At 72.1% G+C, this 25,912-nt stretch carries 24 protein-coding genes and 1 riboswitch; of the genes, 11 read left to right on the top strand and 13 right to left on the bottom strand.

The genetic code is table 11. The features are described from left to right. Nucleotides 1-22 precede the first annotated feature (22 nt). The 3 genes from ACFQ2V_RS12855 to ACFQ2V_RS12865 all read right to left on the bottom strand — a co-directional run bounded on the left by ACFQ2V_RS12855 (nucleotide 23) and on the right by ACFQ2V_RS12865 (nucleotide 3,219). The gene (locus ACFQ2V_RS12855) at nucleotides 23-1,045 is read right to left on the bottom strand and encodes a DUF58 domain-containing protein (protein ID WP_386053112.1); all 1,023 of its coding nucleotides are present in this window, start codon (nucleotides 1,043-1,045) and stop codon (nucleotides 23-25) included. Continuing rightward, the gene (locus ACFQ2V_RS12860) at nucleotides 1,024-2,145 is read right to left on the bottom strand and encodes an AAA family ATPase (protein WP_386053114.1); all 1,122 of its coding nucleotides are present in this window, start codon (nucleotides 2,143-2,145) and stop codon (nucleotides 1,024-1,026) included. Before ACFQ2V_RS12860 ends, ACFQ2V_RS12855 begins: the two co-directional genes overlap by 22 nt. A 120-nt stretch (nucleotides 2,146-2,265) precedes the next feature. Continuing rightward, a complete protein-coding gene (locus tag ACFQ2V_RS12865; protein ID WP_386053115.1) occupies nucleotides 2,266-3,219 on the bottom strand; it encodes a S1C family serine protease in 954 nt (317 codons plus the stop codon). A gap of 108 nt (nucleotides 3,220-3,327) precedes the next feature. Between ACFQ2V_RS12865 and ACFQ2V_RS12870 the strand changes: the two genes are divergently transcribed. Both ACFQ2V_RS12870 and ACFQ2V_RS12875 read left to right on the top strand, forming a co-directional pair. Continuing rightward, a complete protein-coding gene (locus ACFQ2V_RS12870) occupies nucleotides 3,328-4,203 on the top strand; it encodes a CHAD domain-containing protein (protein WP_386053116.1) in 876 nt (291 codons plus the stop codon). A gap of 194 nt (nucleotides 4,204-4,397) precedes the next feature. Next, a complete protein-coding gene (locus tag ACFQ2V_RS12875) occupies nucleotides 4,398-4,934 on the top strand; it encodes a GNAT family N-acetyltransferase (protein ID WP_386053118.1) in 537 nt (178 codons plus the stop codon). Between the two features lie 51 nt (nucleotides 4,935-4,985). Here ACFQ2V_RS12875 and ACFQ2V_RS12880 read toward each other — a convergent pair whose 3' ends face one another. After that, complete coding sequence (locus ACFQ2V_RS12880; protein ID WP_386053119.1) at nucleotides 4,986-6,056, bottom strand: alkene reductase; 1,071 nt, start codon at nucleotides 6,054-6,056, stop codon at nucleotides 4,986-4,988. Between the two features lie 207 nt (nucleotides 6,057-6,263). Next, the gene (locus tag ACFQ2V_RS12885; RefSeq protein WP_386053120.1) at nucleotides 6,264-7,133 is read right to left on the bottom strand and encodes a CHAP domain-containing protein; all 870 of its coding nucleotides are present in this window, start codon (nucleotides 7,131-7,133) and stop codon (nucleotides 6,264-6,266) included. Between the two features lie 3 nt (nucleotides 7,134-7,136). Then, nucleotides 7,137-7,326: riboswitch (cyclic di-AMP (ydaO/yuaA leader) on the bottom strand. 301 nt (nucleotides 7,327-7,627) lie between these two features. On the opposite strand from ACFQ2V_RS12885, the gene ACFQ2V_RS12890 reads away from it, so the two are divergent. Both ACFQ2V_RS12890 and ACFQ2V_RS12895 read left to right on the top strand, forming a co-directional pair. Further along, nucleotides 7,628-8,011 carry a VOC family protein gene (locus tag ACFQ2V_RS12890; protein WP_386053122.1) on the top strand — a complete coding sequence of 128 codons (384 nt, stop codon included), beginning with the start codon at nucleotides 7,628-7,630 and terminating at the stop codon, nucleotides 8,009-8,011. 39 nt (nucleotides 8,012-8,050) lie between these two features. Further along, nucleotides 8,051-11,248: an alpha-mannosidase gene (locus tag ACFQ2V_RS12895; protein WP_386053124.1), complete on the top strand. Its 3,198-nt coding sequence runs from the start codon at nucleotides 8,051-8,053 to the stop codon at nucleotides 11,246-11,248. Nucleotides 11,249-11,285: 37 nt separating this feature from the next. On the opposite strand, the gene ACFQ2V_RS12900 is transcribed toward ACFQ2V_RS12895, so the two are convergent. From ACFQ2V_RS12900 to ACFQ2V_RS12915, 4 genes are all read right to left on the bottom strand, one after another. Further along, a complete protein-coding gene (locus ACFQ2V_RS12900) occupies nucleotides 11,286-11,660 on the bottom strand; it encodes an iron chaperone (protein WP_386053126.1) in 375 nt (124 codons plus the stop codon). A 134-nt stretch (nucleotides 11,661-11,794) separates the two neighbouring features. Next, complete coding sequence (locus ACFQ2V_RS12905) at nucleotides 11,795-12,481, bottom strand: alpha/beta hydrolase (RefSeq protein WP_386053127.1); 687 nt, start codon at nucleotides 12,479-12,481, stop codon at nucleotides 11,795-11,797. 91 nt (nucleotides 12,482-12,572) lie between these two features. Further along, complete coding sequence (locus ACFQ2V_RS12910; RefSeq protein ID WP_386053129.1) at nucleotides 12,573-13,589, bottom strand: zinc-dependent alcohol dehydrogenase family protein; 1,017 nt, start codon at nucleotides 13,587-13,589, stop codon at nucleotides 12,573-12,575. Between the two features lie 46 nt (nucleotides 13,590-13,635). Next, nucleotides 13,636-14,646: a pirin family protein gene (locus ACFQ2V_RS12915; RefSeq protein ID WP_386053130.1), complete on the bottom strand. Its 1,011-nt coding sequence runs from the start codon at nucleotides 14,644-14,646 to the stop codon at nucleotides 13,636-13,638. A 62-nt stretch (nucleotides 14,647-14,708) separates the two neighbouring features. On the opposite strand from ACFQ2V_RS12915, the gene ACFQ2V_RS12920 reads away from it, so the two are divergent. Next, nucleotides 14,709-16,088, top strand: a complete 1,380-nt coding sequence (locus ACFQ2V_RS12920) for an MFS transporter (RefSeq protein WP_386053132.1) — start codon at nucleotides 14,709-14,711, stop codon at nucleotides 16,086-16,088. A gap of 95 nt (nucleotides 16,089-16,183) precedes the next feature. Here the strand turns inward: ACFQ2V_RS12920 and ACFQ2V_RS12925 are convergent, their stop codons facing one another. Both ACFQ2V_RS12925 and ACFQ2V_RS12930 read right to left on the bottom strand, forming a co-directional pair. Further along, nucleotides 16,184-17,728, bottom strand: coding sequence for a S8 family peptidase (locus tag ACFQ2V_RS12925; RefSeq protein WP_386053133.1), 1,545 nt, complete (start codon nucleotides 17,726-17,728; stop codon nucleotides 16,184-16,186). Between the two features lie 113 nt (nucleotides 17,729-17,841). Further along, nucleotides 17,842-18,510, bottom strand: coding sequence for a hypothetical protein (locus ACFQ2V_RS12930; RefSeq protein WP_386053134.1), 669 nt, complete (start codon nucleotides 18,508-18,510; stop codon nucleotides 17,842-17,844). Nucleotides 18,511-18,821: 311 nt separating this feature from the next. Between ACFQ2V_RS12930 and ACFQ2V_RS12935 the strand changes: the two genes are divergently transcribed. Both ACFQ2V_RS12935 and ACFQ2V_RS12940 read left to right on the top strand, forming a co-directional pair. Next, nucleotides 18,822-19,283: a hypothetical protein gene (locus ACFQ2V_RS12935; RefSeq protein ID WP_386053136.1), complete on the top strand. Its 462-nt coding sequence runs from the start codon at nucleotides 18,822-18,824 to the stop codon at nucleotides 19,281-19,283. 10 nt (nucleotides 19,284-19,293) lie between these two features. Continuing rightward, entirely contained in the window at nucleotides 19,294-20,367 is a 1,074-nt protein-coding gene (locus ACFQ2V_RS12940; RefSeq protein WP_386053138.1) for a hypothetical protein, read from the top strand. A 73-nt stretch (nucleotides 20,368-20,440) separates the two neighbouring features. Here the strand turns inward: ACFQ2V_RS12940 and ACFQ2V_RS12945 are convergent, their stop codons facing one another. Continuing rightward, entirely contained in the window at nucleotides 20,441-20,827 is a 387-nt protein-coding gene (locus tag ACFQ2V_RS12945; RefSeq protein ID WP_386053139.1) for an SRPBCC family protein, read from the bottom strand. A gap of 19 nt (nucleotides 20,828-20,846) precedes the next feature. After that, nucleotides 20,847-21,251 (bottom strand): cupin domain-containing protein, encoded by a 405-nt coding sequence (locus ACFQ2V_RS12950; protein ID WP_386053141.1) that lies wholly within the window; start codon nucleotides 21,249-21,251, stop codon nucleotides 20,847-20,849. A gap of 193 nt (nucleotides 21,252-21,444) precedes the next feature. Between ACFQ2V_RS12950 and ACFQ2V_RS12955 the strand changes: the two genes are divergently transcribed. The 4 genes from ACFQ2V_RS12955 to ACFQ2V_RS12970 all read left to right on the top strand — a co-directional run bounded on the left by ACFQ2V_RS12955 (nucleotide 21,445) and on the right by ACFQ2V_RS12970 (nucleotide 25,890). After that, nucleotides 21,445-22,656: an ROK family protein gene (locus tag ACFQ2V_RS12955; protein ID WP_386053142.1), complete on the top strand. Its 1,212-nt coding sequence runs from the start codon at nucleotides 21,445-21,447 to the stop codon at nucleotides 22,654-22,656. Beyond that, nucleotides 22,653-23,603: a carbohydrate ABC transporter permease gene (locus tag ACFQ2V_RS12960; protein ID WP_386053143.1), complete on the top strand. Its 951-nt coding sequence runs from the start codon at nucleotides 22,653-22,655 to the stop codon at nucleotides 23,601-23,603. The genes ACFQ2V_RS12955 and ACFQ2V_RS12960 overlap by 4 nt, the downstream gene beginning before the upstream one ends. Beyond that, nucleotides 23,596-24,513 carry a carbohydrate ABC transporter permease gene (locus ACFQ2V_RS12965; protein ID WP_386053144.1) on the top strand — a complete coding sequence of 306 codons (918 nt, stop codon included), beginning with the start codon at nucleotides 23,596-23,598 and terminating at the stop codon, nucleotides 24,511-24,513. Before ACFQ2V_RS12960 ends, ACFQ2V_RS12965 begins: the two co-directional genes overlap by 8 nt. 111 nt (nucleotides 24,514-24,624) lie before the next feature. Then, nucleotides 24,625-25,890 (top strand): ABC transporter substrate-binding protein, encoded by a 1,266-nt coding sequence (locus ACFQ2V_RS12970; RefSeq protein ID WP_386053145.1) that lies wholly within the window; start codon nucleotides 24,625-24,627, stop codon nucleotides 25,888-25,890. Nucleotides 25,891-25,912 lie beyond the last annotated feature (22 nt).

Genomic DNA, 25,912 nt, shown 5'->3' on the forward strand with positions numbered 1-25,912 from the left:
CCAGCTCCTCATCGCGGTCTCCTCATCGCCGTCTCCTGCGCCGCAGGTCGGAGATGCGCATGAGCGACCGCACGAGGTCGTCGTCGGTGCGGATGCGATGGAGGTCGACGCCGGCCCTGCGCGCCCGTGCCTCGAGGTCGGCCTGCCGCGCGTCCGCGGCAGCCGCAAGCCGCGCACGGAAGGAGGCGTCACTCGTGTCGACGAAGATCTGCTCGCCCGTCTCGGCGTCCTCGACGTAGACACCCCCCGCGTCGGGCAGCTCGCTCTCACGCGGGTCGACGACCTGGATCGCCACGACCTCGTGCCGCCGCGCGAGCCGCGCCAGCGGCTTCTCCCAGCCGTCCGTGCTGATGAAGTCCGACACGACGAGCACCAGCCCGCGCCGCCGGGCGATGCCCGCCGCAGCCGTGAGCAGCAACGAGAGGTCGGTGACCCTGCGGTCATCGCCCTTGTGTTGATCGCCTTTGCTGCGCCGGGAGCGGGTCGGGCTGACGTCCCGGCCCGGCCCGGTCCGCGACCTGCGGCTCGCCAGCCACCCGGATGTCGGGACGGGATCGTCTGCGGCGGAACGGGACTCGCGCCGGTCGAGCAGCAGCTGCGCGATGCGCAGCACCTGCATCCGACCCGACGCCGGCGGGATGACCGCGTCGACGCCGGTGTCCATGACGATCGCCCCGACCCTGCTGCCACCGCGGGTCAGCACGTGCGCCAGGGTCGTGGCGACCTCCGCGAGCACGAGGTGCTTCTGGCGAGCGACGGGCCCGAAGCCCATCGAGGCCGAGTGGTCGAGCAGCAGCCAGGCTGTCAGCTCGCGGTCCTCGACGAACTCGCGCACGTACGGGGTGTCGAGCCGTGCCGTGACGTTCCACTCGATGTGCCGCAGGTCGTCGCCGGGCTCGTACTCGCGCAGGTCGGTGAAGTCGAGCCCCGACCCTCGGAAGAGGCTGCGGTAGTCGCCCTGCAGCCGACCGTCGAGCCGCCGCACCACCCTCCACTCGAGGCGTCGGAGCAGCTGCTCGGCGCTCAGCGTGTCGGTCGAGCCCATGTCGCGTCACCAGCTGCGGACCCGCCGGCCGTGCCCCCCGCAGGGATACCGCCCGACTCCGCCCCGAACGCGCCGGCCACCGAGCCACGGGCCCGATGGTCTCGGCCCTGCTGCTCGCGCAGGGGCGCCGTCGGCACCGGCACCGCGTGGATGATCGGCGTGAGCAGGTCATCGGGAGAGAGGTCCTCGGCCAGCGCCTCGTAGGACAGGACGATGCGGTGCCGCAGCACGTCGCGAGCGAGATCGCTGACGTCACCCGGAAGCGCGTAGTCGCGCCCGCGCAGGAACGCCAACGCGCGCGCCGCCAGCACGAGGTTGATCGACGCTCGCGGGCTCGCGCCGTACGTCAGCAGCCGGGCCAGGTCGTCACGCCCCACACCGGCGGGCTCGCGGGTCGCCGTCGCCAGCCGGACGGCGTACTCGATGACCGCGGGGTCGACGTACACGGCATCGGTCTCACGCTGGAAACCGCGCAGCAGCTCCGGGTCGAGCACCTTGACCGTCGCGACGGCAGCCGCGATCTGGCGCTCGACGACCACGAACTCCTCAGCGGCAGAGGGGTATCCGATGAGCACCTTGAGCATGAAGCGGTCGACCTGCGCCTCGGGGAGTGCGTACGTGCCCTCCGACTCGATCGGGTTCTGCGTCGCCATGACGAGGAACGGGTCGGGGGCCGGGAAGGTCTCGCGGCCGATCGTCACCTGCCGTTCCTGCATGACCTCGAGCAGAGCGCTCTGCACCTTCGCGGGTGCGCGGTTGATCTCGTCGGCGAGCACGAGGTTGGCGAAGACCGGCCCCAGCGAGACCTGGAACTCGCCGTCGTGCTGGTTGTAGATGCGCGTGCCGACGAGGTCGGCCGGCACGAGGTCGGGCGTGAACTGGATGCGCTGGAACTCGCCGCCGATCGCGTGCGCGAGCGTCTTGATCGCCATCGTCTTGGCCAGCCCGGGCACGCCCTCGACGAGCAGGTGGCCGCGGGCGAGCAGGGCGACCATCATCCGCTCGAGCAGCAGGTCCTGCCCGACGATGGTCCGCTTGACCTCGTAGAGCGCCTGCTCCAGCTCGTGCCGTCCCTGCCGACTGCCTGCCTCGCCGTCCATGCCGTGCTCCTGTCGCTGCTGCTCGGTCGTGCTGGGCTGATGCTTCTCGTGCTGTTCTCGTGCCTGTTCTCTTACGTGTTCTCGGGCCCGGTCGTGCTGCCGACGTATGCCGTGTGCCACCTATCGCGGGAGGCTGCCGCCCCCGCCCCCTGCGGTCGCAATGGGCACGGCGAAGCCGATGCCGACGAAGAGCGTCTGGTCGGTGGGGTTGGCGAGGCCGGTGACGATGCCCACGACCTGCCCTGCCTTGTTGAGCAGCGGGCCGCCGGAGTTGCCGGGGTTGACGGCGGCGTCGAACTGGATGAGGTGCTCGAGCTTGCGGTTGCCCTCGACGCGGACCGTCCGGTCGAGCGCCGACACGACGCCCGCCGACAGCGAGTCGGTCAGTCCGAGTGGGTGGCCCACGGCGAAGACGGGCGCCCCCACGGGCAGCCCGCCGCCGAGCACGGCCGGCACGACCGTCTCGGGCAGCCTCGCGGGGGTGAGGGTCGCGATGTCGCTCTCGGGCTTGCGCGACGCGACGATGGCGGGCGAGGTCGTTCCGTCGGAGAAGGCGACCGTGATGGCACTGGCCCCCTCCACGACGTGCAGCGCTGTGAGCACCGTGCCGTCGGCGTTGACGACGACGCCCGCGCCGCTGCCCTGCGACTGGGGGCCTGCCGACGTGCCGCGCGTCGTGATGACGACGAGCGACGGGGCGATGGCGGCGTGCGCGAGCGTCGCGTCGGCAGGGGCGGCCGCCTCGGCCTCGGCCTGCCTCCCCAGACCCTTCTGGACGGTCACGTCGACGTCGCGCTGGGTGATCGGTGCGGGCTCGGGTGGCCGCGTGACGGCATACGCGGTCAGGGCTGCCGTGACGAGCAGGACGACGGAGAGAGCCGCCCACACCCAGCGGGGGACGGCGGCAAGGCGGCGGCGCGTCCGCTGCAGCGGCCCCTCGGGAGGGCCGGGTTCGGGGCTGTGGACGGGGCCGTCCGGCGATACTCCGGGCGGTGCGAGCAGCCGCGCGCGCAGAGGTGTCCCGGCGCCGGGGGCGGAGGTGTCGACTGCGGGGGGAGCGGTGACCCGTGCCACCTTTTCGACTGTACGTTTCGATCGCCCGGAGCGGCAGGGGTCCACCCCGAGTTCACAGGTTGGGCGGAACCGGTGACTTGCGGTCACCGCCACGGGTAGGAATGGCGTATGCCGTCCGCCGCGTCCCTGGTGCGTCAGCGCCTCACGGTGCAGCGGGAGGCGCTGACCGAGGCAGAGGAGGCACTGCTCGGCGGTGAGCCCGAGGGACTGCACGACGTCCGCGTCGCCATCCGGCGCATCCGCTCGGCCCTCGCGACGTTCCGACCGGTGCTCGAGCCCACGGTCACCGACCCGCTGCGTGACGAGCTGCGGTGGGTGTCGGGGCTGCTGGGTCAGGCGCGCGACATCGAGGTCGTCATCGAGCACACGGAGCTGCTCCTCGCGGCCGCCGAACCGGTCGGACTCGACGACGCCGTCACCGGCCTGCGTGCCCGCCTGCGCCTCGACCTCGCCGCCGCGGGCGACGTCGTCGACGAGACGCTCGCCTCGACGAGGTATGCCGCGGTGATCGCCCTGCTCGACGCGGCCGTCACCGATCCCCCTTTCACGGCCGAGGCGGACGGGGGAGCGAGGAAGATCGCCCGCAAACGCGTCGAGCACGACCTCGAGCGCGTGGTCGAACGCATCGGTCTCGCTCGGGCCACGAGCGACCCCGAGGAGCAGGCCGCCCGGCTGCACGACGTGCGCAAGGCGGCCAAGCGGCTGCGCTACGCGGCCGAGGCGGCCGCACCGGTGGCCGGGTCGCGCATCCGCGAGATCGAGGAGGTCGCCGAGGGTACCCAGGACGTCATCGGCCTGCACCACGACGCGACGGTCACGCGCTCGACCCTGCGGCACCTGGCGCTCGACGTCGAGAGCGGTGAGGCGGCGGCGTTCCTGCTCGGCCACCTCGACGCCGACGAGCAGCGCGCCCTGCGCGACCTGAGGTCCCGGGCGATGGACGCCCTGACCGCGCTCGAGAAGCTTGCCGACGACCGTCGGTGACCTCGCGCAGGCGGCGCCGCCCGGCTCAGAAGGGAGCGGTCTGCGCCCACGGTCGCTCGACGGCGGTGGCCTGCCCGTCGGGACGCCCCGGCACACGCCCACTGTGTCGTATGCCGGAGGGGTCGCATGCCGGAGGGTCTGTCGTGTGCCGAGGGCAGGGACTGGCTGTCACACCTGCACCTAGCATCGGCGCCATGCCCGAAGTCCACGTCCGCGACGCGACCGCTGCCGACGCGGTGGCCTGCGCCGCCATCTACGCGCCCTACGTCACCGGCACCTCGATCACCTTCGAGACCGAGCCGCCGGACGCGGCGGAGATGGGGCGACGCATCGAGAAGGCGCAACGCTTGCACGCCTTCCTCGTGCTGGAGGACGCGGGTGAGGTCGTCGGGTACGCGTACGGCGGGCCCTTCAAGGAGCGCGCGGCCTACCGCTGGTCGTGCGAGGTGTCGGTCTACCTCGCGATGGACCGCCGAGGGCGAGGCGGCGGCCGTCGGCTCTACGAGGAGCTGCTACGACGGCTGGCCGCGCGCGGCTACCGGGTGGCGGCTGCCGGGATGACGCAGCCCAACGAGGCCAGCGGGCGGCTGCACGCGGCGATGGGCTTCAAGAAGGTCGGCACCTACCGCGACATCGGCCACAAGTTCGGGGCGTGGCACGACGTCACGTGGGTGCAGCGCCCCCTCGGGGACCCACCGCCGCCGGGCGAGAGCCCGCCGGAACCGCGCTGAGACCGCCGCGCCGGCCCCGCCGGGGCGGCGCGGCGGTTCACGGTGCAGGTGTCAGGGGAGGGCAGGGTAGTCCGTGTAGCCCTCGGCGCCGCCACCGTAGAAGGTGGCCGGGTTCGGTTCGTTGAGCGCGGCACCCTCGCGCCAGCGGCGGGCGAGGTCGGGGTTGGCGAGGAACTCGCGCCCGACGGCCACGGCGTCGCCCAGGTCGCGCTCGAGGATGTCCTCGACCTCGGCCAGGCCGGTCACGGAGGCGAACCCGGTGTTGAGGATGACGGGCCCACCGAACCTCTTGCGCAGGTTGCGCACCAGGTCGGACTCGGGGTCGCCGAGGATGCTGAGGTAGGCGAGGCCGAGCGGCGCGATGCCCTCGACGAGCGTCTCGTAGGTCGCGGCCGTCTCGAGCTCGTTCTCCTCGAGGACGCCCTGGATGTTGTGCGCCGGCGAGATGCGGATGCCGACCCGGTCGGCGCCGATGGCCTCGGCGACGGCGGTCGTGATCTCGATCGCGAGGCGAGCGCGGTTCTCGGGCGAGCCGCCGTACGCGTCGGTGCGCTGGTTGCTCGACGGCGCGAGGAACTGGTGCGGCAGGTAGCCGTTCGCGGCGTGCACCTCGACGCCGTCGAGCCCGGCCGCGACCGCCTGCCGCGCCGCGTGGACGAACTCGGCCACGAGCGAAGGGATCTCGTCGGTCTCAAGGGCCCGCGGGACGGCATACGGCTGCTCGCCGGACGGCGTCACGATGGAACCGGGTGCGGCGATGGCGCTGGGGGCGACACTCTCGAGGCCACCCTTGTTGTCGGGGTGGGCGACGCGGCCGGCGTGCATGAGCTGAACGACGACGTGGCCGCCGCCCGCGTGCACGGCGTCGGCGACGAGGCGCCAGCCGGCGACCTGCTCGTCGGAGTGGATGCCCGGGGTGTCGAGGTAGCCCTGACCCACGGCACTGGGCTGCGTGCCCTCGGTGATGATGAGGCCGGCGCTCGCGCGCTGGCCGTAGTACTCGGCGTTGAGCTCGGTCGGCGCCTGGCCCGCGCCCGCGCGGTTGCGCGTCAGCGGGGCCATGACGAAGCGCTGGGGGAGGTCCCAGCGGCCGATGCGGATGCTCTCGAAGGCCGTGGACACAGGCCTGCTCCTCACTGTCGGTGGAGGTTGTCGGTGACGGTCGGCGGCTCGCTCCCGCGAAGCGGAGGAGCCTTCGACCACGTGGGCGACAAGTCGGACAGCGGGGGGATCATTCCCCGAGGGCGGCTGGTGTGACGCGTCAGGCATGACGAAGGGGAGGATGCCGCGGCATCCTCCCCTTCGCGTGCAGCGCTCAGATCGCGTGGGTCACGGCGCGTAGATGTACTTCATGCCCGGACCGTCGGTGAGGGTGCGGGTGTTGTAGTTGTACGGGCCGGCCAGGGCGTTCATCTCGATGATGTGCACCTGGTTGCCGTCGACGCCGGTCACCCAGGCGACGTGGCCGACGTTCGAGGAGCCGTGGACGCCGGGCTGCATGACGAGGATCGAGCGCGCACGCGGCGTGCCGGTCACGGTGTAGCCCGCGTTGGCGGCGCCGGAGGCCCACTCCATCGCGTTGCCGGTCCAGCCGCCGGGGTAGTAGCCCTCGGAGGCGTGCCACTTGGCGAGCGCGCCCCAGGTGCACTGGCCCTCGGTGGCCCAGTTGTAGGCGGAGCGCATGCCCGAGGACGCGCCCGGGACGGCGCCGTTGCTGCTCGACTTGATCGAGGTGGTCGCCGTGAGCGTGCGACGGGTCAGGTCGCGCGAGGCACGCTCGGCGGCGGCCTTGCGCTCGGCTGCAGCCTTCTCGGCAGCGGCCTTCGCGGCGGCAGCCTTGGCGGCGGCGCGCTCGGTCTTGACCTGGATGTCCTCGATGACCTGCGGCTTGGGTGCAGCAGCGGGCTGGGTGGTCGCCTTCTGGGCTGCCGGCGCGTAGCCGATCTTCGCCAGGGCGGTGGAGGCGGCGGGGACGGCGCCTGCGGTCGGGCCGACCGCGGCAGCGCCGGCGGTGGAGGCGGAAAGGGGCTCGGCGCTCGCGGGGTTCGCGAAGCTGGCGACAAGGCCACCGGTGGCCGCGACGAAAGCCGCGCCCTTCATGGCCGGCTGTGCCGTCTCGCGAGCGAGGAGCTTGAGCTCGTTCAGGGGGTTGTGACGGCCAGGCGCACGGTGGCGGCCGCGGATGATCTCGTTGTTCACACGTGTACCTCTCCGCGCCTACGAAGTTAGCTGTCGGGTTCGGGCGGGGAGGTGCCCGGTGCTCCCCCGGCCCGCGACGAGTCGCGATCCGGGCGAATACTTCACCCCAAGGACGTCCGGAGTCGTGGCGCCGGACGCCCGGAGAAACGTGTGGTTCCTCCGCTCCTGTCACAAGGTTTGCTCTCGCTCGTCAGGCGGTGACAGGACTAGGCGGTCCACCTCGCGAGCGCCCGACCAGGTGGTCGGACACCCGGAAGAGTAGACGACTTGTCGGGCAAAAGTCACGCTGAGGTAACGGAGTCGCGCCAGAAAGGTCGTTGAAGGCCCGTTTTGAGCGCCTTTACCCGCGCTTTACGGTCGGCGACTGTGACCGGGGTCACATGACATGATCGTGACCGGGACCGGCGCAACCCAAGACACCTACCCGCCGGACCGACGCTTCAGACCGACCCTCCAGACCGACCCGTCACACCGACACGAGGAAGGGGCACGACGTGCTCGAGAGCTCCAAGGCGTTCGGCGGCTTCTCCGTCGACGACATCCCCGCCGCCCGCGCGTTCTACGCCGACACGCTGGGCCTCAGGGTGACCGAGGCGAACGGCATGCTCACGCTGCACCTGGCCGGCGACCGGCCGGTGATCGTCTACCCGAAACCGAACCACACACCCGCGACCTTCACGATCCTCAACTTCCCGGTCGACGACGTCGAGGCGGCCGTCGACGAGCTGACGTCGCGAGGCGTGACGTTCGAGAGGTACGAGGGCACGCCGACAGAGACCGACGAGAAGGGGGTCTTCCGCCAGGGCGGTCCGCTCATCGCCTGGTTCACCGACCCGGCGGGCAACGTCCTGTCGGTCATCGACTCGTCGCCCGCCTGACGCCGCCAACCCGGGCGGTGCGTGGCTAGGGTCGGGGGCGTGTTCGACGACAGCGCCCACGTCCTGCGCCGCGCCCGCCGCGTGCTCGCCGAGCACGTGACCCCTGCGGTCCACCGAGACCGGGTGCCGCTCGCCACCTCCGCGTGGCACGTCGCCGGTGAGCCGGTGCCGGTCGCCGTCGCGCTGGGGGTGGCGGCGCGCGGAGGTTTCGAGCCCGCCGGCCCGGGCACGCCGTGGGGCGAGCCGTGGTCGACGTGGTGGTTCGAGATCACCGGCTCGGTGCCCGAGGCGTTCGCGGGGGAGTGCGTGGAGGTCGTCGTCGACCTCGGTTTCCGCGGCGAGGGCCCCGGCTTCCAGGCCGAGGGGCTGCTCCACGACGCCGATGGCACGCCACTCAAGGGCATCCACCCGATGAACCGGTGGTTCCGGGTCTCACCGTCGGCCGCCGGCGGGGAGCAGGTCCATCTCTTCCTCGAGGCGGCCGGCAACCCGGCCGTCATGGAGCACGGGTTCCGGCCGACCGGGCTCGGTGAGGTCGCGACGGCGGGCGCCGAGCCGCGCTACCTCCTGGGGCGCGTCGACGTCGCCGTCTTCGAGCCGGAGGTCTTCGGCCTGGCGATGGACCTCGACGTGCTGGTCGACCTCGCGACGGAGCTGCCCGAGCGCGACGCCCGTCGGCTCGAGGTCACGGCCGCGCTCGACGACGCGCTCGCGGCTCTCGACGTCCACGACATCCGCCACACGGCGGCTGCCGCCCGGGCGGCGCTCGTCGAGGTCCTGGCCGCGCCGGCGGTCACCAGCGCCCAGCGACTCACCGCCGTCGGCCACGCCCACATCGACTCAGCCTGGCTCTGGCCGGTCCGCGAGACGGTGCGCAAGTGCGCCCGCACCTTCGCGAACGTGACGGCGCTCGCCGCCGACTACCCCGAGCTCGTCTTCGCGTGCTCGTCCGCGCAGCAGTACGCCTGGATGAAGGAGCGCCAGCCCGCCATCTGGCAGCGCATCAAGGACGCCGTCGCCGCGGGCACGTGGGAGCCCGTCGGCGGCCAGTGGGTCGAGGCCGACGGTGTCATGCCGAGCGGCGAGTCCCTCGTGCGCCAGCTGCTCCACGGGCAGCGCTTCTTCGAGCGCGAGCTCGGGGTCCGGTGTCGCGGCGTGTGGCTGCCCGACTCGTTCGGGTACTCGGCGGCATACCCGCAGATCGCCCGGCTCGCGGGCGCGGAGTGGTTCCTCACCCAGAAGCTCAGCTGGAACGACACCAACACGTTCCCCCACCATACCTTCTGGTGGGAGGGCATCGACGGCACCCGGGTCCTCACGCACTTCCCGCCGGCTGACACCTACGAGAGCAAGCTGGGCGGCGCGGAGGTGCACCGTTCCGCGCGACAGCACCTCGACAAGGGGCGCTCGCGGCGCGCCCTCATCCCGTTCGGTTTCGGTGACGGCGGTGGTGGGCCCGAGCGCGAGATGCTCGAGCGCGCGCGGCGCCTGCGTTCGCTCGAGGGCTCACCCGCGGTCGAGGTCGGCACCGCCCAGTCGTTCTTCGACGGCGTGCGCGACGAGTACGCCGACCGCGCGCCGACGTGGGTGGGCGAGCTCTACCTCGAGCTGCACCGCGGCACCCTCACGAGCCAGCGCGCCATGAAGGTCGGCAACCGCGGCTGCGAGGCGCTCCTGCGCCAGGCCGAGCTCGTGTGGACCCTCGTCGCGGTGCACGGCCTGGGGGAGTGGCCGGCAGAGCGGCTGCGTCTCGTCTGGGAGCGCCTGCTGCTCCTGCAGTTCCACGACATCCTCCCGGGCAGCGCCATCGCCTGGGTGCACCGCGAGGCCCGCGACGACTTCGAGCGCCTCACCGCCGAGCTGCGCTCCCTCGTCGACGAAGGGCTCGAGCTGCTCAGTGCCGTCGGTGGGCCCGGCGGGGTCGGTGCCGTCGGTGGGCCCGGCGGGCTCGGTGGAGTCGGTGGCGGCCTGCTCAACGCCGGCCCGTACGCGCGTCGAGAGGTGGTCGACGGCGCGCAGGGCCGGGTCCTGGTCGACGTGCCGGCCTTGTCGGTCGGCGGCCGGGTCGTCGACCAGCCAGCCAACCCCGTGTCGGTGGAAGGGCTCACTGTCACGAACGGCCTTGTCTCCGTGACGGTCTCGACGGACGGGTCGATCGACTCACTGGTCGACCACCGGCACGACGACCGGCAGGTGCTGCCGGCGGGTGCACGTGCCGCGGAGCTGCGGCTGCACCCCGACGTCCCTGCGATGTGGGACGCGTGGGACATCGACAAGCCGCACAGCCGCACGTGGACCTCGCCCGTCGACACCGTCGTCGAGGTCGTCGAGAGCGGGTCGCTGCGCGTCGTCGTCGAGGCGCGCGGCGCGGTGGGGCGCTCGACGTTCGTGCAGCGAACGACCGTCACCGCCGACTCCCCGCGGGTCGACGTCGAGGTGCGGGTCGACTGGCGCGAGCGCGAGCGCGCCCTGGCGGCATACGTCCCCGTCTCGGTGCTCGCCCCGCACAGCAGCGCCGACATCCAGTTCGGGCACCTGCGCCGGCCGACCCACGAGAACACGTCGTGGGAGTCGGCGCGGCACGAGATGGTCGCGCACCGTTGGCTGCACGTCGGCGAGGAGGGCTGGGGCGTCGCGCTCGTCAACGAGGCCACCTACGGGCACGCGGTGCGCCGCTCGGTCACCGGCGCGGGCGAGCCGGTCACGACGATGCGCCTCACGCTGCTGCGCTCACCGTCCTTCCCCGACCCCACGACCGACAGCTCGGAGGAGGTGGGCGAACAGGTCGTCCGCTTCGGCATCGTGCCCGGCGCCGATGTCGCCGAGGCGGTCGAGCACGGGTATGCCGTCCACCTCCCGCTGCTCGGTGCGCGAACGCCCACTGGCGCAGACGGGTCCGTCGCCCGCGTCGTCGAGGTGGGCCCGCTCGTCGAGGTGGGCGACCCTGCCGTCGTGGTCGAGGCCGTCAAGCTCGCCGAGGACGGCAGCGGTGACGTCGTGGTGCGGCTCTACGAGTCGCGCGGCGGGCGGGCTCGTTCGGTCGTGCGCCCCGGGTTCGAGTGGTCGTCGGTCGCCGAGGTCGACCTCCTCGAGGAGGACTCGCCGGCCCTCGACGGGCGTCACGCCCTCGTCACGAGCGACGCTGCAGCCGCGGCGCCCGGAGGCCGGGTGACGGTCGAGCTCCGGCCGTTCCAGCTCGTGACGCTGCGCTTCACGCGCGTCTCCCCCGCACCCTGAACCGTCGAGAGGCCGGCTGTGGCCGCTCGTCAGCTCGTCAGCTCTCGGTCGCCTCGGCGATCGCCGCCCGGCGCTGCAGGCACAGCTCGGTGATCTCGGAGATGAGCTCGAGGGGGACCGGGCGGTTGATCGGGAAGCGGACGGTGTCCTTGGCCCGGCGGTAGGGGCCGATGGCGTCCTCGAACTCGGGGTCGCCGGTGGGCACCGGATAGAGGCCGACGTGGTTCTTCCAGCCGGCGTAGTAGATCAGCGGCTTGCCGTCGACGGTGAAGGTCGCCATGCCGTAGCTGATCTTCTCGGCCGCGTGCGGGGCGGCCTCGCGAATCGTGCGTCGCACGCCGGCGAGCTGACTGCGCGTGTCCTCGGGATAGGACGCGATGTAGTCATCGACGGACGCAAATCTCGGGGCCAATCCAGGTCCTCACCTTGTTCCGGACCGGTCGCGGGGGATGCCTCGACTGTATTGCGCGAAAGGGGTGACTGCAAAGTAAGCACGTGTTACGTGATGAACAGGTCAACAACCTACGGAGACTGGACGAATCGGGCTCAGACGTCGAGCCACTGCTCCCCGGCGAGAACCCTCTCGACGACCGCGGCTCCCGGGCCGTGGGGTGGGCGGCCGAGCAGCGTCGCTGCCGTGAATCCCGCGGCGATCCCGTCGAAGACCTGGTGCCGGCGCAGCATCGCGTGCCGGCCGCCCTCGACCGTGACGTAGGAGACGTGCGCCGTGCGGGCGAGGTCGCGGGCGACGGCCGCCGAGCTGGTCGGCCGGGCGACCCGGTCGTCGTCGCCGTGGACGAGCAGCACCTGCCGGCCGGTGAGGTCGAGGTGGCCCTCGTGGGGGTACACCCACGGGTTGAGGGCGACCGCGCTCACGACGGGCTGCTCGGCAGCGGCGAGCAGCGCCGCGCGACCGCCGAGAGAGTGGCCCACCAGACCGACGGGCAGGTCGGGACCGAAGCGGGCCGTCACCTCACCGAGGGCCCAGCGCACGTCGTCGACCGGCGTGTGGTGCGCGTCCCAGCCGCGGGTCGAGTTGAGCAGGCGGAGCACCGCGAGCTCACCCTTGGCGGCCCGGGCGATGCGCGCCGCGATCGGCACCATGCGCAGCACCGACAGCTGGGTGGGGCTGACCCGCATCGGCTTCCGGCGAGCGGCGCCACCGTGCAGCACGAGCACGACCCCGCGGGGTGCGCTCGGCGCGGCGGTGTCGACGAGGCGTGCGTGGGTCACTGGGACGGCATACCCGATCGGGCGAGCGTGACGAACCGCCCGCTCGACCGGGAGGGACGGAACGGAGTGCACTCTCGATCGAGGGAGTGCATCAGGGCCGGAGGAGGACCTTGATGGCGCGGCGCTCGTCCATGGCGCGATAGCCCTCGGCGACCTCGTCGAGCGGCAGCTCGAGGTCGAAGACCAGGCCGGGGTCGATGCGACCGTCGAGGACCCGCTCCATGAGGTCGGGGAGGTAGCGGCGCACCGGGGCGATGCCGCCGGCCAGGCCGATGTTGCGGACGAACATCCGGCGCAGCGGCAGCTCGACGCCGTGCGGCACGCCGACGAAGCCGACGGTCGAGCCGGCCCGGGCGACGTGGAAGGCGGTGTCCATCGACTGGTGGGTGCCGACGCACTCGAGCACGGCGTCGGCGCCGATGCCGCCGGTGAGCTCCATGACGGCGGCCACCGCGTCGTCACCGCGCTCGGCGACGACGTGCGTCGCGCCGAAGCGGCGGGCGAGCGCCTGCCGTGGCTCGTGCCGCGACATCGCGACGATGCGCTCGGCGCCGAGCTGCTGGGCGGCGATGACGCCGCAGAGGCCCACCGCGCCGTCGCCGACGACGACGGCGGTCGAGCCCTCGCGCACTCCAGCGGCGACGGCTGCGTGCCACCCCGTGGCCATGACGTCGGTGAGGGCCAGCAGCGACGGCACCAGCGCGTCGTCCGGCATGCCGTCGGTCTTGACGAGGCTGCCGTCGGCCTGGGTCACGCGGGTCAGCTCGGCCTGCCCGCTCGAGGTGCCGTCGGCGTTGGGGCAGGCGGACTGCACGCCGGCCAGGCAGTCGGGGCAGGTGTTGTCGCAGTGGCAGAACGGGATGACGACGAAGTCTCCGGGCCGGAAGTCCTTGACCTCGGAGCCGATCGCCTCGACGACGCCGACGGCCTCGTGCCCGATCGTCGCTCCCTCGCGGATCGGGTTCTCGCCGCGGTAGGGCCACAGGTCGGAGCCGCAGATGCAGCCGGCGGTGACCCGCACGATCGCGTCGGTCGGCGCCTCGATGGTCGGGTCGGGCACCTCGGAGAGTCGGATGTCGCCGGGAGCGTGGATCGTCGTAGCGCGCATGGTCGCCATCCTTCTCCTGACCGGCACCAGCGTCCAAACGGCGAGGTCAGCCGCGCGAGCGCAGGCGCAGGTTCGGGAGGTCGGGGGCCGGGAGGGTGTGGTCCCACTCCTTCGGGAAGACGCCGTATGCCGTCTCGGCGCCGTTCTCGTGCATGTTCGCCTCGCGGGCGCGCTCCCACTCCTCCCGGAAGCCGACGACCTCGTCGTGGCTGCGGCCGATGAAGTTCCACCACATGACGATCTGCTCGCCGAACGGCTTGCCGCCGAGCACGAGGAACCGGGTCGGCTCGCCGGGCCCGGCCTCGACCGTGACCTGCTCGGCTCCGAGGGCCTGGAAGGCGATCTCGCCGGGCTTCGCCGTGGCGTCGCCCACGGTGAGAAGCCCTGTGTCGCAGAGAAGTCCGTGCTCGTGGGCAGGGTCGAGCGTGATGGTGAGCGACTGCCCGGGTTCGAGAGTCACCTCCGCGCCGACGAGGTCGGAGAACATCGTCACCGGCGAGGTCTGGCCGAAGAGGGTGCCGAGGAAGACGAGGACGCGAGCGCCGTCGACCTCGGTGACGGGCGGGGCGTAGTGCTCGAAACCGGGGTCCGTGGAGCGGTCGGCCTCGGGCAGCGCCACCCAGAGCTGGGCGCCGTGCAGCACGGTCGTGCCCGGCGTGGAGTACTCGGAGTGGGCGATGCCCCTCCCGGCGGTCATGATGTTGAGCTCGCCGGGGCGCACCAAGGCATGGGCGCCCGTGGTGTCGCGATGCTCGACCTCGCCGGTGAAGAGCCACGAGACGGTCTGCAGGCCGGTGTGTGGGTGACCCGGAACGGCCATCCCGCCGGTCTGCGACACGTCGTCCGGGCCGTAGTGGTCGACGAAGCACCACGCGCCGATGAGCGAGCGTTCGCGCTGCGGGAGGCTGCGGCGCACGGGCATCGCGCGGGGCCCGCCGAGCGGCACCTCGCGGTAGGGGAGGACGACGGCCGCGGCGGGTGCGGACGGTGCGTCGTGGTCTGCGCCGGCGTCCTCGCCGCAGACGACCTCGGTGGGGTGACTGTCCGGGTTGCTCACAGGATCAGGCTAGGCCGGGCACGAGGGACGTGCGTGCAGGAGCGGTTGCTACGTTGCCCACCATGACCAACGTTTCCGGGACCGGTGCCGCGACGCACGGCGCCGAGGCGACCCGTGGTCGCTGGTCGGCCTGGCGGGTGGTGTGGTGGTTCGGCTTCGTCAGCCTCGCCGCCGACATGGTCTACGAGGGCGCGCGGTCGGTCTACGGGCCGCTGCTCGCCTCGCTCGGCGCGAGCGCCGTCGTCGTCGGCCTCGTGACCGGCGCCGGCGAGGCGATGGCCCTCGTGCTGCGCCTCGTCTTCGGCCCGATGGCCGACCGCACCGGTCGCTACTGGGGCCTGACGATCCTCGGCTACGGCCTCACCGCCGTCTGCGTGCCGCTGCTCGCGGTGACGCCCTTCGTCGGTGGTGCGGGGCTCGTGGTCGCGGCCGTCCTGATCCTGCTCGAGCGCTCGGGCAAGGCGGTGCGCAGCCCGTCCAAGTCGGCCCTGCTCGCGCACGTCGCCTCGGCCGTCGGGCGGGGCCGTGGCTTCGGGGTGCACAAGGCGCTCGACCAGGTCGGTGCCTTCGCCGGGCCGCTGCTCGTCGCCGCCGTCATCGGCGCCGCCGGGGTGATCTGGCCGAGCATGGCGGTGCTCGCCGTGCCGGGAGCCGCGGCGATGGTGCTGCTCGCGGTCATCCGGTCGCGGGTGCCCGACCCGTCCGTGTACGACCCGCCCGTGTACGACCCGCCCGTGTACGACCAGGACCACGAGCCCGCCGCGGCAGCTACCACGGCACGCACCTCGCCGGAGTCTGCCGAAGCGCAGGTCGACCCGTCGGGCCGGGGCGGGCTCCGGGGCTGGTTCGCCGACGCCGTCGGCGCCGGGCTGCCGCGCGAGTTCTTCGGCTACGCGCTCGCCGCCGGCCTCACCACGGGCGGCCTCGTCACGTTCGGCATCATCGGCTACCACCTCAGCGTCACCGGCCTCGTCGCCGTCGCCGCCGTCCCCCTCGTGTATGCCGGCGCCATGGCCGTCGAGGCGCTCGCGGCCCTCGGCGTGGGCCTCGTCTACGACCGGCGCGGCGGGGCCGTGCTCTACCTCGTGCCGGTGCTCGTCGCGCTCGTGCCGCTGCTGGCTCTCACCGGCCGGCTCTGGGTCGCGCTCGTCGGCGTCGCGGTGTGGGCGCTCGCCACCGGGGTGCAGGACTCGACGGTCAAGGCGCTCGTCGCGGAGGTCGTGGCGGCACCGAGGAGGGCGACGGCATACGGCGTCTTCGCGGGCGTGCAGGGTGCCTTCGCGATCGTCGGAGGCCTCGTGGCCGGTTGGCTGTACGACCGGTCGCACCCGGCCCTGGTGGTCGTCGTGGCGGTGAGCCAGCTCGTCGCCCTCGTGCTCCTCGTCCGCACCATCCGCACGGTCCGCACCGTGCGCTCAAGCCACTCCACCACCCCGGCCTGACACGCGCGAACGCGGCGTCCGGTCTCGAGAACCGTGTGACAACACTGAGGTCGAGACCGAACACCGCGTTCGGTGGCGCAAGCGGGTGGGGCTGGTCAGCTCACGGCGTCGAGGGCGTCGACGATGCCCTCACCGAAGTAGCTGTTGTTCTCGACCGGGCCGACGCAGACCGGGCCGCCGGTCGCGGCGTTGCAGGCCTTGTCGTCGGCCTGGGCCCGCAGCTTCTCGATCATCTGGGCCGGCGTCCACGTCGGGTGCACCGACTTCATGAGCGCGAGCACGCCGGCGACGTGCGGCGAGGCCATCGACGTGCCGCTCTTCGTGCCGTAGCCGTTGTCACGCACGATCGTCGACAGGATGGTCGAGCCGGGAGCGGCGACGTCGATCTTGCCGAGGCCACGGTTGCTGAAGCTCGACAGGCGGCTCGTCTGCGAGCCGAGCGGGTTGCTCTGGAGCGAGCTCACCGTCACGACGCCGTCGAGCTCGGTCGGGATGTCCTCGCAGCCGCTGTTGAGCGTGCGGCTCACCTGGCCCGAGGCCGGCTGGTCGTCGGGGCTGGTCGTGTCCTTGAACGACGACTTGTCGGCCAGGTCGTGGGCCGAGTTGCCGGCGGCGGCCGCGTGCACGACGCCCTGCCTCGTCGACCAGGTGACGGCGCGACGCACGGCCTCCTTGGCGGCGTACTGGTCGGGCTGGTCCTCGCAGTAGAACTCGAACGGGTCTACGTAGTAGCTGTTGTTCGTCACGTCCATGTGTTTGAGGCCCGCCTCGACGAACCCGCAGACGGCGTACTCGGGGTAGATGAAGCCGTCGTTGTTGACGACCTTGACGGAGGCCAGGCGTACGTTCGGGGCGACGCCGACGATCCCGACACCGTTGCGGGCGGCGGCGATCGTGCCGGCCACGTGGGTGCCGTGGTCGCTCGTGGTCGGCTCCCAGCCGGTGGTCGACTCCCAGCCGGTGGTCGACGGGCGGCCGGCGTCGGTGCAGTTGACCGAGTTGGCGACGTCGAGGTTCTTCACGAGGTCGGGGTGGTCGGCGTCGATGCCGCTGTCGAGCACGCCGACGAGGACGTTGCGCGAGCCGTCGGTGACCGTGTGGGCCCGGTCGGCCTTGATCATCCTGAGGTCCCACTGCTCGCCCTCGCGAGGGTCGGACGGACCGGCCGGCGTGGTCTCGGCCTCGATGTCGCCGTTGGCCGCCTTCTTCGCGCCCTTCCTGTAGTCGGAGGCGCCGTTCCAGTTCTTGCCGAGCGCGGCGGGCGTGCCCTCGGAGACCCCGACGGTGCGCGTCGCGCCCACGGACTCGACGAAGCTGCCACCGGCCCGGGCGACGTCCTGTCGGAACGAGCCGTTCGTCGAGTGCGCGACCACGACCCCGATCTCGGGCCAGGACTGCACGACGACGCCACCGGCGCGGCGCACGGCGTTCTCGACGACGACGGTGTGGCCGGGGTTCGCCACGTCGACGTTGACGACGTAGCTCATGAGCTGTCCGTCAGGGGTGTTGATGGTGACCGGGGTCGAGGCGGGCTCGGCCTGGGTCGACGCCGAGGCCATGCTGCCGAAGGCGGCCGTCGACGCGAGGGCGAGAGACGCGACGGCGACCGCGCCACGTCTGGTCAGGCTGGGGTGTCGCATGTGATGAGCTCCCATGGGGTGAGGGAAAACGTGCACTGCGCCCCGTTTGGGGCACAGTGCACCCATCCTGCGACCGAACGGGCGACTCCGCTCGTCGAGAATGCTGGGCTCGGTCAGCCTGCCCGGGTCACGGCCGGCCCGGCAGCCGACGTGGCTTCCTCGACCGGCCGGGTCAGTGGCGCGAGTGCGATGAGCAGGACGAGCGCCCCCAACGGCTCGAGGCCCCACGGGACCGCCAGCAGCGCGGCGGCGCCACCGGCGAGCGCGAGGGAACCAGCCGGCACACGGCCCTCGAGCCACGTGGTGGCGAGCACCATCGCCAGGGCGAGACCGGTGAGCACCTGGCCTCCGAGGGCGAGCGCGGCCGGAACCGTGCCGGGCAGGAAGCCGGTGAGCCCGCCCACCCAGACGGCTCCCGTCGCGCCTGCCCCGAACGCGACGAGCAGCGCCGTCGGCACGCCCACCGGGAGGTGCTCGGCGCGTGCGCCCAGGCTCGTCGTCAGCCAGGCGAACGCGGCGCTGGCGAGCATGAGCAGGGCGCCCGCGGCGACGCCCAGCGCGCTGTGGCCGACCGGGACGTTCGGGCCGTCGACGCCGTCCAGGCCACCGAGCCCGTCGACCCAGTCGACGATGCCGTGCGCGAAGAGCAGCAGCGGTGCGACGAGGGCCAGGAGAGCCACGCGGTCGGTACGCCCGGTGGCTGCGTTCCTCGTGGCCGTGCCGGCCGGTCGGGCTGGAGCCGAGGTGCGGGCCAGCGTTCCCGGCAGGGTGCTCGTCGTCATGGTTCCAGCGTGGACGCCACCGGTGACCGGGCCCATCGGGGTCGACCCCGAGCGACCCCGGAGCCGTCCCTGAGTGCTACGACAGGGGCGGCCGGCAGTGTCGGCTCGCAGGGTCGGCTCGCAGGGTCGGCCGGCAGGGCGGCTCGCAGGGTCGGCTCGCATGGCCCGGGCGGTACGGACATCCGCGCGGGATGGCCTTTTTGTCCATTTCAATGACTTTGCCCGCTACAGGTCGTACCGTGCCAAATGTGGGGGTCGAGCAGGGTCGGCCCGTCAACCGATCCAGAGGGTTCTGTTCGAAGGGGGTAGACATGTCAGTTCGCTTCAACGCTCCTCCGGGATGGCCTGCGCCGTCGGCGTCGTGGGCGCCGACCGACGACTGGATGCCGGACCCGAGCTGGCCTGCGCCACCGGACGACTGGGAGTTCTGGACCGTCGTCGACCAGCGGGCCGAGGCTCGCGCCGCCGGCGCCCCTCTCGAGGCGCCCGTTCCGCTCGACGCCGACCCGACCGCGAACGCCGCGCTGCCCCGCTTCGGTATGCCGCCTCGCACCACCGCTGCGACGTACGGCACCGACCGCGGCAGCTGGCTCGCCGCCCTCCGGGCACGCGCTGCCGCCGAGGCGCCCGTCAAGGCTGACAAGGCTGACAAGGCTGTCAAGGCTGACAAGGCTGTCGAGCCCGCCCAGAAGGCGGCCCCGCGCACGAGCCCGAAGCCTGTTGTCGACTCCGCGTGGGAGATCGACGGCCTGCTGACCTCCGCAGGCAGGTAGGGCAGCCGAGATGGACCTCCTGCTGAGGGTCGCGCCCCAGGTGCGACTCAGCTCCTCCGCGTCCGGACTGCGAGCGTCGCTCGACGCCGGTCCGGCCGCATACGTCGGCGTGCGCGCGGACGTGCCCTCGACGGGGGAGCACGTGTCGCTGACGCAGCTCGAGCAGCGTGTCCGCGCTGCCCACGCGGCCGAGGACGTCGTCGCCCTCGGTGCGGCCGAGGAGACCCTGGGCTCGCTCCACCTCGACAACCACCCGCTGCGACGACGCCCCGAGCCGCCCGACTCGGGCCCTCTCCCGACGCAGGAGCGCACCGCCTTGCAGCGCAAGGCGTTCCGCGCAGCGCTGCCGCAGGTCTCGCTCTTCAAGTGGGCCGACCGCACCAGGGCCCGGGCCGCGGCAGAGACGGAGGCCCGCAGCTTCGCTCAGGCCCTCGACGTCGCCAACGCCGTCGTGAAGCAGCATCGCGTCGTCGCCGTCGAGGACCAGTGGCTGGAGCTGTCGGAGCACGACCCCGCCACCGTCATCGCCGAGCTCGACGCCCACTTCGCCGCCGCTGAGTGCGGCTGCACGTGCGTCGACGCCGGCTGGGACGACGAGACCTCCCGGGGCTACGTCACGGTCGTGGGCCGCTATCCCGGCCTCGACATCGTGGGCGAGCGCGGGCCCGGCGTCTCCTCGAGCGGTCGGCGGATGCTGCGCCGACGCACCCGATCCGAGCGGAACGCCCTCTATCTCAGCGGTCTCGCGTCCTTCGCGCTCGCGACGGTGCGCCGCGCGATCAGCGTCGCGGTGGCTGCCGACGACGTGCACGTCATCGTCGTGCGACCCACCGCGGAGGGCGACGGTCTCGAGCCGATCTACGTCGGGAGCCTCAGCCGCGAGGCCGTCACGCTGCGGCCCTCGCTCGCCGACCCGGTGCCGCTGCTCCTCGGGTCAGCGGTCTGCCAGATGCAGTTCGAGGGCTCGACCCACGACCTCGTCGCGCTCGACCCCGACCCGCACGTGACGGAGGTCGTCCGGGCGTGCGCCGAGGCGATGGCCGACGAGCAGCTCGACACCCTCCTGCGCGAGCCCGGCGACTGACCGACCGCGCAGCCGACCACCGGGGAGGAGGCTCGGCCGGCCGTACGGACGCGTGCCCGCGTGCCCGCTCCTGCTACGCGTCGACGAGGCTGCGCAGGGCCATCGCGGCGACGGGCCGGTAGGTCAGCACGGCATACGCCGGGGCGTGGATGACGAGCTCGCTCGTGCTGCCGCCCCCGGGTGCCGCCCGGACCGTGTGCTCGAGGGTCGCGTGCACCAGGCCGAACCGCACGTGCCAGCTCCACTCCATCGCCTCGGTGTCGACGGTGAGCACCTCGAACGGCAGGCGCACCCCGAGGGGGCCGACGACGAGGCCCTTGAGCCCGGGCGCGAGGCGGCGCGAGGCCGCGATGACCTCCTGGACCTGCGGCGACCACGTCGCCCACAGGTCGAGGTTCTCGTAGCGGCTCCAGGCAACCGTCGGGGTCGCCGTGCCGCTCTCGGTCACGGTGGCGCGCACGGCCGGACTCCCTTCTCCCTCATGGCTCGTCGACGCGCGCGGGCCCGTCGACGTTGACGGTCGGAGTGCCGGACCCGCAGCGCACGATGACGGCCCGCGACGTCGCGCCGCCGGGGTTGCTCTCGCGGTGGATCGCGCCGGCGGGCACGCGGAGGAAGTCCCCGGGACCGGCTTCGACGACGTGCTCGCCGTTCGGTCCGGACTCGAGGCGCATGGTGCCCGACACGATATAGAGCGTCGTGTCGTGGTCGCCGTGGTGGTGCCATCCCGAGACGGCGCCCGCCTCGGTGTCGACCGTGCCCGACCACATCGTCTCGGTGTGGAGCGCGACCTGGCGGGTCATGCCCGGGGTGGGGTCGGCCGGCGAGAGCGCGTCGCCGCCGACACGCGTGCACGGCTGGGCGGGGTCGTGGGTGTCGCTCATGCACACCATCAAACTCCACACCATCAACCTCCGGGCCGGACGTCCGAGACCACCGAACGCCGCACGTGGCGGGTCTTGACGGCCTCCCGTCAAGGGTCTATGTTTCCCTCTAAATTTAGTCCTGAATTTAGTGCTGAACTTAGTGCGAGCCCAGCCCGAACAACCTCAGGACGATCCCCAAGAAGGTGAGTCGATGACGACCAACGGACACGCAGCAGGGCGCGGCGACCTCGTGCGCGCCAGCGTGCTCGGCCTCCTCGGCACCCGTGGCCCCTCCTCGCGCGCCGACATCGCCCGCATCCTCGGCGTCAGCCCGGCAACGGTGACCCAGACGACGAAGGAGCTGCTCGCCCGGCGCCTGGTCACCGAGCTCGAGTCCGTGCCGAGCGCAGGGGGTCGCCCGGCCCGCCTGCTCGGCCTCGACCGCGCCGCCGGCTACGCGATCGGCGCCAAGGTCGTCGCCGACCACATCGCCATCGTCGGGGTCGACCTCGACGGCACGGTCCGGTCGTCGGAGTCGGTGCCCTGGACTCCCGGCCCCCACGACGCCCTCGACGTGCTGTGCGGCGCGATCGCCGACACGGTCGCCCGCCACGACGGCAATCTGCTCGGCGTCGGTGTTGGCATCCCCGGCGCCGTCGACTCCCAGGCCTCCGGCATCGTCGACGCCCCCACGATCGGCTGGCGCCGCGCCCCCGTTGGTCAGCGCCTGCGCGACCGGTTGGGCGTGCCCGTGCTGGTCGACAACGACGTCAACACGCTGGCCGCCGCCGAGAGCGTCTACGGCATCGGCCGCAAGCACGACTCCTACATCGTCGTCACGATCGGTCGCGGCGTGGGGTGTGGCATCGTGCAGCACGGGGTCGTGGTCCGTGGAGCGAACGGAGGCGCCGGCGAGATCGGGCACGTCCCCGTCACCGACGACGGCCCGACCTGCGGCTGCGGCAACACCGGGTGCCTCGAGGCGTACGTCGGAGAGGCCGGTCTCGTCGACGAGGCCGTCCGTCGCGGCGTCATCGCGGCCGGTGGCACGGTCAAGGACCTCTCGCTCGCGGCCGCGGCCGGTGACGCGGAGGCGCTCGCCGTCTACGAAGGCGCCGGCCGGCTGCTCGGCCGGGCCCTCGCCGGCGTCGTTCACACCCTCGACCCGGAGTGCATCGTCCTCATGGGCGAGGGCATGAGCGACTGGTCGCACTGGGAGGCCGGCTTCGAGGCGGCCTTCCGGCGTCACCTGCTGCCGATCCGCCGCGACGTGCGCTGCGTCGTCGAGCCGTGGACCGAGGACCAGTGGGCCGTCGGTGCCGCGTCGCTCGTGCTCGCCACCCCCTTCGACGCCGTCGCCGGCGGTGAGCAGGGCGAGCTCGTGCGGGCGCGCCTCCAGTCTGCGGTCGAGGGCGTCTCATGAGCACCGCGACCGCACCCGGCACCAGCCCGGGACACGCCCGCACCACGCGGCCGGCGTCCGCCCCCGGCATGCGGGCCAGGGCCTGGCGCAACCGCGGCTGGGTGCTCTTCTTCCTCGCCCCGAGCGCCGTGCCGCTCCTGCTCTTCACGGCCGTCCCGATGCTCAGCTCGATCTGGGTCAGCCTGCACCAGTGGAACCTCATCTCCGCGATGAAGTGGGTCGGGCTCGACAACTACACCGACCTGCTCGCCGACGAGCAGACGCGCCAGGTCTTCCTCCACACCCTCATCTACTGCGCGGGCTACCTGCCGCTCGTCTTCGTCGGAGGGCTCGGCCTCGCGCTCGCGCTCAACCAGCGGATGCCGGCGCGCTCGTTCTTCCGCGCCGCGTACTTCCTTCCCGTCGTGACGAGCTGGGTCGTCGTGGCCCTCGTCTGGAAGTGGCTGCTCAACCCGAGCAACGGACTCGTCAACACGATCCTCGGCGCGCTCGGCGCCCCCCAGCCCGGCTGGTGGACCGACCCGACGTGGGCCCTGCCCTCCGTCATCCTCAGCTCGGCGTGGAAGGACCTCGGCTTCGTCATGGTCATCATGCTCGCGGGCCTCCAGGCCATCCCGAGCGACGTCGTCGAGGCCGCGACGGTCGACGGCGCCGGCCCGTGGCAGCGGTTCTGGCGGATCACCCTGCCGCTGCTGTCTCCGTCGACGTTCTTCGTCGTCGTCATCTCGCTCATCAACGGCTTCCAGGTTTTCGACCAGGTCTACGTCATGACCGGCGGCGGCCCGCAGGGCTCGAGCCAGGTCGTCGTCGGGCAGGTCTACGACCTCACCTTCCGCTACGGCCGAGCCGGCGAGGCCAGCGCGCTCTCGTGGATCCTGTTCGCCGTCATCCTCCTCATCACGGCCGTGCAGATCCGCGGCCAGAAGCGCTGGGTGCACCATGCCTGACCAGCTGACCCTCCAGCCGCCCGCGTCGTCGCCGGGCTCCGCCGGCTCACCGAGCACGTATGCCGCTGTGCCCCAGTCGGTCTCGCCCGCGCGGCGCCGCTTCAGCTGGCTCACCGCCCTCCGGTATGCCGCCGTGCTCGCCGGCGCGGTCGTCATGCTCTTCCCGTTCCTCTGGACCGTCGTCACGAGCATCACGCCGGAGGGGTCGCTCGCCGACGGGCCGAAGCTCTGGGTCGAGAACCCGACGACGAAGGCGTACGACACGCTCCTCGCCACCCTGCCGATGTGGCGGATCCTGCTGAACTCCTTCTGGATCGCCGTCGTCTCGACGCTGCTCCAGCTCATCACCGGCACCATGGCCGCCTACGGCTTCGCACGCCTGTCGTTCAAGGGCAAGAACGTCGTCTTCGCGCTCTACCTCGCGACCCTGATGGTCCCGATGCAGGTGCTCGTCGTGCCGCTCTTCATCGAGATGAAGACGCTCAACCTCCAGGACACCTACATGGCGCTGCTCGCGCCGTCGATCGCGTCGGCGTTCGGGGTGTTCCTGCTCAAGCAGGCCGTCGAGGGAGTGCCCCGCGAGCTCGACGAGGCAGCCACCATCGACGGCGCCGGCCACCTGCGCATCTTCGCCACGATCATCGTGCCGCTCATCCGGCCCGGGCTCGCGACCGTCGCGGTCTTCGCGTTCATGGGCAGCTGGAACAGCTTCCTCTGGCCGCTCGTCGTCATCCGCTCGCCCGAGTTCATGACGCTGCCGCTCGGACTGTCCACGCTCCACGGGCAGTTCACGACCGAGTGGGACGTCGTCATGGCCGGGTCGGTCTTCTCGATCGTGCCCATCGCGATCGTCTACCTGCTGGCCCAGCGCCACATCATCGCCGGCGTCGCCCACTCCGGCCTCAAGTAGCACCCCGCCACACGGCATTCCCGGCAACACGGCTTTCCCGGCAACACGGCATACGCAACCCCCACGTCCGAGAGCACACCCGGTCTCGGCAGGCACCCGAAAGGCACCACCATGAAGATCACCGCCAGGCACAGTGTCGCGCCTGTCATCGCCGGCCTCGTGCTGGCGCTCGGCGCCTGCGCGCAGGGCTCCGCGACGAAGACCGAGAACGTCGCGGCCACCGCGGGCGGCCCGGTCACGATCCGCTACATGAACTTCTCCGCCAACGGCGGCCACGAGAAGGACCTCGACGCGATCAAGGCCGCGTTCGAGAAGGCCAACCCGACGATCAAGGTGCAGATCGAGACGACGCCCTACGACGCGTACTTCACCAAGCTGCAGACCGCGGTCGCGGGCGGCACGGCGGGCGACTCGTTCGAGCTCAACTACGAGAACTTCGTGACCTACACGAAGAGCGGTGCGCTCGCCGAGCTGAGCGGCGTCGACGGCGCGGCCTACAAGAAGTCGCTGCTCGAGGCGTTCCAGGCCGACGGCAAGCAGTACGGCCTGCCCGAGTCGTTCAGCAACGTCGTCCTCTTCTTCAACAAGGACCTCTTCAAGGCCAAGGGGGTCGCCGCGCCGACCGCCGACTGGACGTGGAAGGACGAGCAGGCAGCGGCCGAGAAGCTCACCGACAAGGCGAAGGGCGTCTGGGGCGACTACCAGCCGATCAGCTTCTTCGAGTTCTACAAGGCCCTGGCGCAGTCGGGCGGCCAGTTCCTCAACGCGGACAGGACGGCGTCGACGTTCAACTCCACCGCCGGCAAGCAGGCCGCGGCCTTCCTCGTCGGCAAGGCCGGCAAGACCATGCCGACCGAGGCCGACGGTGCGGGCACGCCCGACTTCGACAGCAAGCTCTTCAAGAGCGGCAAGCTCGCGATGTGGCACACCGGCATCTGGATGTTCTCCGGCAACGCCGACGCGAAGTTCGGGTGGGACGTCGCCGTCGAGCCCGGCAACACACAGAAGGCCTCGGCCATGTTCACCAACGGGGCCGTCGTCTCGGCCACGAGCAAGAACAAGGAGGCGGCCCAGAAGTGGGTCAGCTACCTGACGAGCGCCGACGTCATGACCGACCTGCGCCTCAAGACGAGCTGGGAGCTACCGCCCGTCGCCGACGAGGCCAAGCTCGCCAGCTACCTCAAGGCGGGCAAGCCGGAGAACCGGCAGGCCGTGTTCGACTCGCTCGACGCGACGGTGCTGCCGCCCGTCGTCGAGCGCCAGCAGGAGCTGCAGGACGCCGTCACCAAGGAGCTGACCGCAGCCGCGGCCGGCCGCAAGACGGTCGACCAGGCACTCGCCGACGCCCAGAAGGCCGTCGACGCACTGCTGAAGTAGCCCTGCCCCTGACGGCGGGGCC

Source organism: Terrabacter terrigena, from assembly GCF_042676085.1.
GTDB lineage: Bacteria > Actinomycetota > Actinomycetes > Actinomycetales > Dermatophilaceae > Terrabacter > Terrabacter terrigena.